Annotated in this window: 9 protein-coding genes; 6 read left to right on the top strand and 3 right to left on the bottom strand. The window is 47.7% G+C overall.

Annotated features, from left to right (window positions below):
- The 3 genes from K2Q26_14910 to pal all read right to left on the bottom strand — a co-directional run.
- Nucleotides 1-206, bottom strand: a 206-nt coding sequence (locus tag K2Q26_14910; GenBank protein ID MBY0316808.1) for a hypothetical protein, incomplete at its 3' end; no start/stop codon positions are given.
- A complete protein-coding gene (locus K2Q26_14905) occupies nt 196-516 on the bottom strand; it encodes a hypothetical protein (protein ID MBY0316807.1) in 321 nt (106 codons plus the stop codon). The genes K2Q26_14905 and K2Q26_14910, both read right to left, overlap by 11 nt.
- Nucleotides 517-524: 8 nt before the next feature.
- The gene (pal, locus tag K2Q26_14900) at nt 525-1,028 is read right to left on the bottom strand and encodes a peptidoglycan-associated lipoprotein Pal (GenBank protein MBY0316806.1); all 504 of its coding nucleotides are present in this window, start codon (nt 1,026-1,028) and stop codon (nt 525-527) included.
- 108 nt (nt 1,029-1,136) lie between these two features.
- Here pal and K2Q26_14895 point away from each other — a divergent pair, with 108 nt between their 5' ends.
- The 6 genes from K2Q26_14895 (at nt 1,137) to K2Q26_14870 (ending at nt 8,511) form a co-directional block, all read left to right on the top strand.
- Nucleotides 1,137-3,989 (top strand): hypothetical protein, encoded by a 2,853-nt coding sequence (locus K2Q26_14895; GenBank protein MBY0316805.1) that lies wholly within the window; start codon nt 1,137-1,139, stop codon nt 3,987-3,989.
- A 115-nt stretch (nt 3,990-4,104) separates the two neighbouring features.
- The gene (locus K2Q26_14890; protein MBY0316804.1) at nt 4,105-4,458 is read left to right on the top strand and encodes a single-stranded DNA-binding protein; all 354 of its coding nucleotides are present in this window, start codon (nt 4,105-4,107) and stop codon (nt 4,456-4,458) included.
- Between the two features lie 88 nt (nt 4,459-4,546).
- Complete coding sequence (locus K2Q26_14885; GenBank protein ID MBY0316803.1) at nt 4,547-5,044, top strand: hypothetical protein; 498 nt, start codon at nt 4,547-4,549, stop codon at nt 5,042-5,044.
- A gap of 17 nt (nt 5,045-5,061) precedes the next feature.
- Nucleotides 5,062-5,907, top strand: a complete 846-nt coding sequence (locus tag K2Q26_14880; protein ID MBY0316802.1) for a hypothetical protein — start codon at nt 5,062-5,064, stop codon at nt 5,905-5,907.
- A gap of 163 nt (nt 5,908-6,070) precedes the next feature.
- On the top strand, nt 6,071-7,804 hold the full coding sequence (locus tag K2Q26_14875) for a hypothetical protein (protein MBY0316801.1): 1,734 nt from the start codon (nt 6,071-6,073) through the stop codon (nt 7,802-7,804).
- Between the two features lie 17 nt (nt 7,805-7,821).
- Nucleotides 7,822-8,511 carry an FkbM family methyltransferase gene (locus K2Q26_14870; protein MBY0316800.1) on the top strand — a complete coding sequence of 230 codons (690 nt, stop codon included), beginning with the start codon at nt 7,822-7,824 and terminating at the stop codon, nt 8,509-8,511.
- Nucleotides 8,512-8,528 lie beyond the last annotated feature (17 nt).

Here is an 8,528-nt window from a genome sequence, read left to right as displayed (position 1 = left end):
GGAACATTCTTGACTTGCGCCTCGAGCGATTCGATTCGGCCATTCAATTGGCGAAAGTCTTTATTGATTTCGTCGAACTTGCTCTCTTCTTGAGCCTGTTTGGCCTGTACCGTGTGGGATTCACCTTTTAAAGCCGCACGTGTTTGCAAACACGATGTTGTCGAAAAAATGAGAAACGTAGAAATAAAAATATTTTTAACTACCACTGGCATCTCCTGCTTGGAATTGCTTTAAGCGCGCGGCCGTTTCGGCCTTTTCGCACAAGCGCTGCGCTTCCACAAATTCATCATGGGCCTCGGAATAATAACGATCTTTAAACAAAGTCTCCGCGCGTTTGTAAATCTTATCCGCGCGGTAGAAAAGTTGAGGAGAATATTTGGCGGCTTCGGCAGAAATCGCCGCCTCTCTCGCCGCCCGGGCGAGGGTGTATTCCTGAATAGGAATATCCACCGTCACACACGAGCTCATGGCAACGATCAAAGTTCCACTTATGATTGCAGCCAAAATATGTCTCATAGAACCACTTATTGTACAGGTACGAAATTGGCGCGACGATTTCTTGCATAGTCAGCGTCGTTTTCGCCAGTCGCTAGTGGTTTTTCTTCGCCGTAGCTGATCACAGAAAGTCTGGCGCCATCAATGCCTTGACCTTGAAGGTACGTCTTGACCGTGTTCGCACGTCTTTCACCCAATGTTAAATTGTACTCGTTGGAACCGCGGCTATCACAGTGTCCTTCGATTTGCATTTTTGCATTAGGATTCGACTTCATCCATTCTGCATTGGAACCCAAAACTTGTTTGGCTTCGGCATCTAGATTTTGGCTATCGTAAGCGAAGTTCACAGTTCTTAGACCGGAAATGTTTCCACTGTCAGATCCCAATGGATCGAAAATGATGGGCTTTTCAGCAATGTCTGCAGCAGAGTTCATACCATCTCCTGCTGTACCTGCGTCGTCCGCTTTCTTTTTAGAAGAACAAGCGACAACAAAAACCAATGAAAGGCCGATGACGAAAAGTTTTTTTAACATGTGGAATCTCCTTAAGTTGTTAAGGGTATTCTCAAAACTTTGCTGACACTTGTCAAACCTTTCTTCTTTTAATGCAGCCGTCAGAACACTCGTGTTCTAATTGTACAAATGAAACATTTTCTATTTTGCTTAATGGTGATCGCGGTCATCGCGAAGAGTAAGACAAGTTTTGCCCAGGTGGCTCCCGAAATTCACTGGAAAGTGATGGAGCAAGAGAATGCCATATGGATCTATGACTCTCGGCAGAAGGAGCTTGCTCTCCAATACGCAAAGACTTTTCAAAAAGTCTTCCCCGCTCTCCAGAAACAATTTGTGGAATTCCCGAGGAAAACGACCTTTGTCATCTCGGACTACACCGATTCGCCCAATGGCTCAGCAACGATCTTCCCTTACCCGCTCGTCACGGTGTTCCCCGTCATCCCGCTGCCGACCTCTCCCATCGGAGAAACCGACGACTCCCTTTACGAAATCATGGTTCACGAATACACCCACATCCTTAATCTCTACCCGGTGCATGGAGGAATGCGCCTTTTCCACACCCTATTTGGCTCTTTGATTCATCCGAATGTTCTTTTGCCCCGCTGGTATGTCGAAGGACTCGCGGTGTATACCGAAAGTTATTATAATCCTAAAGGAGGACGACTCCGCTCGCAAAACTTCGAGGGGATTGTTCGGGCCATCAGTGCTAAAAATGAGTGGCATAAATACCCGATCGATCAGATGAACGAATTTATTCCCGATTGGCTGGGGGGTCGACGCGCCTATCTTTTAGGCGGTGCCTATATGCACCACTTGGCAGAGACTTATGGTTTCGAAACTCATCATGAACTCAACCAAGCCTCCTCTCGCCGCCTTCCCTATTTCGTCAGTGGCATGCTCGAAAACAAAACAGGGAAAGAGGCCGACGAGCTTTTGCAAGACACTTATAAGAATTTACAAGCCCAAGCCGATCGCCAGTTCAGCACTCTTCGCACCGCCCCCGTCAGCGAAGGAACTCGTTTACCTCAGCCTGGAAACTTAAACTTCCAACCCGTCATCAGTCCCGACGGGAAGTACTTGGCCTTTATTTCAAGCGCCCATAACATTCCAAGCTCCGTCCATATTCTTAAACGGGATGGTAAAAACGAATTCACTGTCGAAGCGGCTCACATCAGTCTCCCCACAGACACCTACGGGGTGGAGCACATCGCTTGGTCCACGGATTCTAAAACTCTTGCGTTTAACCTGATCAAATTTTGGCGCTATTTTTATCAGTACAGCGATCTCCAGTTTTATGATTTAGCCCAACAAAAAATCACTCAGATGACCTTTGGCGCGCGCGTGGGAGACATCCTTTTTGCAAACGACAATAAGGGTGTCTATTTTGTGCAGAACACTCCAGGCTCAAAACAACTTTCCTATTTCGATCTCGCCACAAAAAAGATCCGCGTGCTCTATACTCCACCGAGATTCGGAACCAACATGTGGTCTTTGGCTTATCGAAGTGGTTCCATTTTATTTATCGAACAAAATTCAGAGAAACGCGTTCTTAAAGCCTACAATGTCGCCGCCCATACGGTGACAACCGTCAGCGAATCGGCAATTCCGACCTCGCTCAACTTAACTCCTTTGGGAATTCTTTATTCCTCGCCCACGTCGGGGGTCGATAACCTTTATCTCTCCACCACCGATGATTTTAGCCAAAAGCGTGCGGTTACAAATTCTCTCACGCGCATTATTGATGGGGCGATTGATCCTCTCAACCAGGCCCTATACTATTCTGAGCAGCGAGAAGATGGCGTTTACGTTTATATGACCCCCGCCGATTCCTGGCAAAAGATCACCGGTGCCCCCAAGGTCGAACCTTTACTCACTTTACCTCAACCCGCAACATTAGACCTGGCCGACGACTTCGATGCCACGGCTTTGAAGGAAAAAGAATTCTATCCCTTCCGCTATCTTTACCCTCGCTACTGGATGCCGTACGGCTATCTTCTCGATGGGGGTATCGGTTTACAGGCCAGCACATCCATGGCAGATCCCCTCAACAAAAATATTATTTCGCTCGGGGCCGAGTGGGACTCCCTCACTCAAAAAACCGGTGGATCGGTGAGCTATACCAACATGTCCACGCCGGTGGCGCTTTCAATCTCTGCGGCGCAAGTTTACCGCTACATTTACAATGCCGATGTCTCTCTCAAGGACACGGGAGCTAGTGCCCAAGCGCGTTCTTACATTCCCGGTTTGAACCAGCGCTGGACGATGGGCCTGGAGATCGACTCCTTCACCACTGAATTTGGAACTTCCAGCATCGAGCGTTCTGGTCCTGGTATATTTCTCGCTTACAACAACTCTCGTCGCTTGGGATTTGAGATTTCGCCAGAGCAAGGGACTTCTTTTGCCATCAGTCATCAATCTTTTATCAAAGAGTGGGGAAACATCGGTTTCGACAAAACGAATGCCAGTGCTAGAGCCTATTTTTCGAAGTGGCTTCCCCAAAGACACGTTCTATTTACCCAACTGAATGCGACCTATGCACCTAAACTCAACAACTCCACTCTTTTCACCTCCACCATTGGCGCTAACTTTGTCTCTAATACTCTCATCCCGCCTTTCTTGATGCGAGGTTACCCAACGGGAACTCTTTTAGGAAACAACGTGGTCGTCGGGAACTTAGAGTACCGTTTTCCTCTGGCTAACATTTATCGGGGCTGGAAGACGTTTCCCGTTTTTGTGAAACAACTCTCGGGAGCGGTGGTGGCCGACACGATCAGTTTGGACGGAGCTCGGTATAGTTTCTCCAGAGAGTCGTATCTTCGCTCCGAGTACGGTAAGTGGTACTGGGGCTACGGAGCCGAAGCCCACCTCAGTTGTACCTTTGGCTACTACCTTCCTATCACATTCACTTTTGGCGTTTATCGTGGCGAAAATCGCGATCTCGCCAGAGACGACTACAGCACTTTCTTTACGTTCAGTTTATAAAGTTCAGTTTTTAAAACTATTCGTCCGAATTTAAAATCTTAGTCCCTCAACTGAGAGGGCCTAAGCCCAGCGCGATGGTTTCAAATTGCAAGACCCTCCCTGCACAGGAGGTTCTATGAGTGGAATCAGCAAATTATTTATCGCGGGCAATATCGGTCGATCACCGGTTCTTCAGAAAAGTAAAAATGGGAAAAGTTATACGTTTCTCAGTATTGCGACCCATCGCCGATCGTTTAATAAAGAATCAAAGACATGGGACGAGTTCACCGATTGGCACTCCGTGATTGTCTGGGGAACGGTGGCCGAAAACTGCGTGCGGTTTCTCGAAAAAGGCTCGCCCATTGCCGTCGAAGCGTGGCTTGAGGTGACGGCGGAGGGGAAAACCCTCATCCGTGCCGAAGAAGTTCAGTTCTTAGGAGTGCGAACCCGAGAAAAGCGCATGGAAGCCGCATCAGAGCTCACCCAGTAGCGCAAAATCTTGACATCATTTTTGAGTTCGCTACTATGATATTAGGCGTCGATGGACTTGATGCCTTGCATTATCATCAGGGGGCTGAATGGATAAAATTTCGTGGATTAAAGATCTGGTCAAAGCTGAGCAAGAGATGGAAGAGTCAGGAATGATCGACTTCTCTGCGGGATTCGATCCACAGAGATTATTAGCCAGCGAGTCCCTCCATTTCCTCAACGATCTCAAAGTTTCTTTTGTGGATGCCGTAACGACTTTCAATCAACTCAAAGGATCTCCGTTGGGTCGTATTAAGGTTTACGGAATTTCAAATACGGAAGCGGACTTTATGTTGTTTCGTAACGGGTTCAAATTGATTTTCTCTCTTAAGAAACCGGGAATATTATCTATTCGCTTCCACTATGTGGGAGCCAATTTTGTTCCGGGGCAAAGCAAAGAGCAAGATATTGACCAAGGTGAAGAGCTTCTGATCGCCAAGTGGGGACCTTTCGGTGATCTGGTTTGGACTTACAACGAGCAGCCATTAAAAATCGACTTCCTTGTTCGCTACTACATGTCTCGATTTATCAAAGAAAGCGCGAAGTAATCGCGCTTTGAATCTAAATGCTTCCCAAAATATCTTTCACCATTTTGTTTATTTTGTTCGCCACGTCGGCCACTGCCGCCGACTTTTTAAGTCTGTTTAAAACAAAAAAACCGGCCATCGCCGCGGTGATGATCGAAAGCTCATGGAAAACTCCGGACGACTTTAAAAAAGCTCAAGCCTGGTCCATTGAGCAAGCCCGCATCGCCCAAGAGGGGGGAATGGATGGAATACTGCTCGAATTTCGCGGCGGCGACATTTTAGATCGCCACTTATCGAAAGAGCACCTCGACAAAATGGCCGAGCTGACACGCCAAGTGATCGCATCCACTTCGCTCGTCGTTGGCGTCGAAATCCTATGGCATTTCCCGGGTTCGACATTGCTTTTGGCTAAAAACAGCGGAGCTCCGTTTGTGCGTCTCGATTTTTTTTCGGACCGCGTGATCGCTAATAAGATGGAAGTGCCGATCGATCCCAAAGCCCTGTTAGATTATCGAAAAAATATAAAAGCGGAAAACGTAGCTCTCCTGACGGACATCCAAGTGAAATATTCGAAAATGTTAAATCCAAAAATCACCATTGGCCAATCGGCTCTTACAGCGCAGACCGGGGGGAGCGACGGAGTGATTGTTTCGGGCAGCAAATCAGGCTCCTCCCCGGCCGCCGACAAACTGAAAGAGGCCAAATCAGGGGCTCTCAAAATTCCTGTGATCATCGGCTCGGGATTTTCCGCACAGAATGCATCCCAACTCCTTCCTCACTTAGACGCAATCATAGTTGGAACTTCGATTTCGGAGAAAACCGGTGGCCCGCTCTTGCGAGATAAGGTCACTCATATGATGGAGCTTGTAAAAAAGGCCCGATAGACCACAAGGCTCCCTCCGTTTTTGATGAACTGAGATGAATTTAACTGTGGAAATCAAAGCTGAGAGAGGCCTAATCACTGGGGCACTATAATTTTTTCAGCCCCGAAATTTTCCAAAGTGGAAAACTACAGAATACGATAGATTCCCCGGCAGTGGGGTTAATATGAAAATTACGATCATTCTCGCTTTATCCGTTTTGTTTTTCCAATCGTTCAGCTTCGCCGAAGAGCTTCCTGTCTCGGACGAAACCAAAGCTAAAGGGTATTCTCCATACCCGGTTTTAGAATGTCCTAAAACCAGCGACCAAATGAAGAATCTTCTTAAACGAATCCAGACGTTGAAAGATTCCATTAAGAAAGAAGCTCGCTGCGAAGAAACCAAAGAGACCACTCTCCAAAACACCAACAAGCTTTCGGGCCTGGTGGGTGAACAACGTACGAAATTTCTCGCCCTCATGGAAAAAGGGAAGTCCGAAGGTCTCAACAAAGACGAGCAAGCCGAAATTCAAAACTACGTTTCTAACTTAATGACCTCCACCGATGCCTTGGTTCGAGTGATTTCTGGCAATTCAACCTGCTTCGAAGAGGATAAAAAAGCCAGTTCGCTTTCGCTGATTACAAGTCTCATCGGCGAAGGCTCCAAAATTCTAAGTTTAGTTGGCGGACCCGCGGTCGCAGGGACCGTGTCCATCGCGAGTAATTTGGTGGTAGGTTTTCTCGAAGGTATGAAGACGATGCGCGAAAACAGTCCGGGATTTCGCTTCGACGATTACAATCAGCGGGAAGCCTATTCCGAAAGTTTGTGCTCGCTTTTTGATTATAAAAAAGAAGTTCGTAATTTTATCTATCCCCAAAACACCATTGCCAATCTCCGAAGGCTGGACGAAACCTTAAAAAAGCAAATCAAAATTCTTCTGGAAAACTGTGTGGAGTGCAAAGAGCTCTTCGATCGGATCGCCGCGGCCGAAGCCGGGAGAACACGTGCTGAAGTTTGGACGAAATCCTTCGAAGACGAAATGAAGCGATTAGCGGCGGAAGTGAATAAAAAGTATGTTCGGCCCCTGGGAACTCACACCTACCGCTCGTTACGAACGATCGCCTGGGTGAAGGAGCGCATCGCGGCTCTTAGCAATAGCCAGATTCGCGCCGATCTCGGACTGCAAGAGATCGTAAAACAAGTGGCCGATATCGAAAACTTTATGATCTCTCAACAGAGCTATGTTTTTTTAATGTATCAAAAAGATCTAGCTCGCAAAAGTTTTAGCCACTTAAGTGCGCAGATGGGTTCATTACCGCGACCTCTTCTCCGAGAGTTGAATCAAACCGTTGAGCCCGTCCGAACCGCTCACTATCCATTTGAAAACTACGCGGTTCGCGCCGCCGAAAGTTATATGACGGCCATGAACGACGCCTACGAAAAAGCGGATCGTCTGGCTCGCGGCAAAATTGAGACTCTGGCCGAACAGATTGATTCCTCGTTAAGTCAGGCCATTGTTAATATCGGTGTGGTTGATCGTTACTGCGCTTTTTTTCTCAATGCGCGTTGGTATGTTCGCTATATCCAGAGCGAGTGTGAAAACGGAGAGTTCAAAAACTGGCGGACAGATTTGGATTCACTTTTATACAGCCGCTCACTTCTGAATCGCATACCTCTCGCTTCGGATCTCGAGTACGGCTTAAGGGAAGACTCCCTCGCCGATAATCCTCCCCGTCGTATGGCTGCGCCTCCCTCCGATCCCGCGGCGAGAACTCCAGGCGTTCCCACGCAGACACCGGTCTCGTCGAATGGCGGCAAAGCCAATGGCATCCGCGTCACTCAAGACTGGGCAGAGTCCCTCGAAAAAACGGTGGATGACTTAATCGATAACCCTGACTATGTTCGTAGAACGGCGCCTTAACTGGCGCCCCTACAACTATGGCTGAATTCAAAGAAACCAAAAACTGGATCAATAAACAAATCATGCGGCGCCGATGGCTCGGGCGCACCGGTTTATTTAATACTCAGCAAAAGACTTGGCTAACACATAATGGGAATAAACTTTTTGTCGACATGAGCGACCAAAAAGGGCCCTCCTATCATGTGGTCAGTTGGGGTATAGAAACTTACGAGAGGCCCAACCTGGAATTCCTCTTCCGGTATTTTTCCCAAAAACCTGAAGGAGTTTTTCTGGATATTGGAGCCAATATTGGAATCTTTAGCTTCCTCCTCGCTCAGAAATACAAAAATTTGTTGATTCACGCCTTCGAGCCGGAGCCAACAACCTTCTCCAGCTTACGATCCACTTTCGACGTCGAATTTTTTCCTCAGGTTCATTGCCACGCCCTGGGACTTTCCGACACTTCCGGGGTGGCTACATTCTTCGCCGACAAGAACAATCACGGCGGCCATTCTCTTCACCAGCAGACGATCGTAGACGAAGGGAACGAAACTCAACAGACCGAAGTTCCCGTCATTACGCTCGATTCTTTTGTGAAAACATTTTCGTTAAAGACGATCGACGTCATCAAGCTCGATGTCCAACAGCACGAAAGCCATGTCCTTCGTGGTGGCATTCAAACAATCAGGGGAGCATCGTCCGGTGGTGCTCGTGGAGTGCTACTTTAACGAACTCTTGGACGAAA

The organism is Bdellovibrionales bacterium, from assembly GCA_019750295.1.
Lineage (GTDB): Bacteria > Bdellovibrionota > Bdellovibrionia > Bdellovibrionales > JAGQZY01 > JAIEOS01.
Note: the sequence above shows the minus strand (reverse complement) of the source record. Positions and strands in the feature narration are given on the sequence as shown.